The sequence below is a fragment of the Megasphaera geminata F0357 genome, from assembly GCF_000239275.1.
In the GTDB taxonomy this organism is placed as follows: Bacteria; Bacillota; Negativicutes; order Veillonellales; family Megasphaeraceae; genus Megasphaera; species Megasphaera geminata.
In genome coordinates, this window is sequence record NZ_JH417608.1 from 1 (window position 1) to 1,825 (window position 1,825).

Below are 1,825 nucleotides of genomic sequence, written 5' to 3' on the forward strand. Positions count from 1 at the left end.
AAGTTAAGTCCTCGGCCTATTAGTACCGGTCCGCTCCATGCATCGCTGCACTTCCACTCCCGGCCTATCTACCATGTCGTCTTCATGGGGCCTTACTTGTCTTGCAAGGAGAAACCTCATCTTTAGGCCGGGTTCACGCTTAGATGCTTTCAGCGTTTATCCGTCCCGAACGTAGCTACTCGGCTGTACGCCTGGCGGCATAACCGATACACCAGCGGTTCGTCCACTCCGGCCTCTCGTACTGGGAGCAGCCCCTTTCAAGTTTCTTCCGGCCCGCGATGGATAGGGACCGAACTGTCTCACGACGTTCTGAACCCAGCTCGCGTACCACTTTAATGGGCGAACAGCCCAACCCTTGGGACCTACTTCAGCCCCAGGATGTGAAGCCGACATCGAGGTGCCAAACCTCCCCGTCGATATGGACTCTTGGGAGAGATAAGCCTGTTATCCCCAGGGTAGCTTTTATCCGTTGTGCGATGGCAATTCCACTCTCTTCCACCGGATCACTAAGCCCGACTTTCGTCCCTGCTCGACCTGTCCGTCTCGCAGTCAAGCTCCCTTCTGCCTTTACACTCTGCGCGCGGTTTCCGTCCGCGCTGAGGGAACCCTTGGGCGCCTCCGTTGCTCTTTCGGAGGCGACCGCCCCAGTCAAACTGCCCGCCTGAGACTGTCCGAAGCCTCGTTACGGCTCTCGTTAGAATTTCAGTACAACAAGGTTTGGTATCCCACCGTCGGCTCCGTGAAAACTGGCGTCCTCACTTCCGCGCCTCCCAACTATCCTGTACGTCTTATACCCAAATCCCATCTCAGGTTGCAGTAAAGCTCCATGGGGTCTTTCTGTCCAGTCGCGGGTAACCTGCATCTTCACAGGTACTTCAATTTCACCGGGTCCCTCGTTGAGACAGTGCCCAAATCGTTACACCTTTCGTGCGGGTCGGAACTTACCCGACAAGGAATTTCGCTACCTTAGGACCGTTATAGTTACGGCCGCCGTTTACTGGGGCTTCAATTCTCTGCTTCGCCTTGCGGCTCACACGTCCTCTTAACCTTCCAGCACCGGGCAGGTGTCAGCATCTATACTTCAGATTTCTCTTTCGCAGACGCCTGTGTTTGTGCTAAACAGTCGCTTGGGCCTCTCTTGTGCCACCCATTTCGGCTCCGGACGTTTCTATCCTTCACCTACTCTGGGTTATCCTTTCCACCGAGTTACGGATACATTTTGCCGAGTTCCTTAACGAGGGGTTTCCCGCGCACCTTAGAATTCTCGTCCTGCCTACCTGTGTCGGTTTCGGTACGGGCGCCACCGTCCTCGCTAGAAGCTTTTCTTGACAATTGAGTCCCCGTTCCTTCCTCTGTATCCCTACAGTCTCCCCATCACCTCTCGGCTTTCGGCGTACCGGATTTGCCTGATACGCCACCTACCGGCTTGGACATGCTCTTCCATTCGCATGCGAACGTTCCTTCTTGTGTCACTCCCTCGCTCTATCGGACGGTGTCGGTACAGGAATTTCAACCTGTTGTCCATCTCCTATGCGTCTGCGCCTCGGATTAGGCCCCGACTTACCCTGGGTCGACGATCGTTGCCCAGGAACCCTTAGGCTTTCGGTGGAAAGGATTCCCACCTTTCTTTTCGCTACTCATACCGGCATTCTCGCTTCCTGCCTGTCCACCTGTCCTTCCGGTCAGGCTTCTCCCATACAGGAACGCTCCCCTACCCATGTATGTCTCCATACATGCCAAAGCTTCGGTTCCGTACTTCAGCCCCGGTCATCTTCGGCGCCGCGTCTCTCGACCAGTGAGCTATTACGCACTCTTTTAATGATGG

At 55.2% G+C, this 1,825-nt stretch carries 1 rRNA gene; it reads right to left on the reverse strand.

What is annotated here, in order from left to right:
* Positions 1 to 1,825: ribosomal RNA gene (locus tag HMPREF0080_RS07455) — 23S ribosomal RNA — on the reverse strand; the annotation flags it as partial.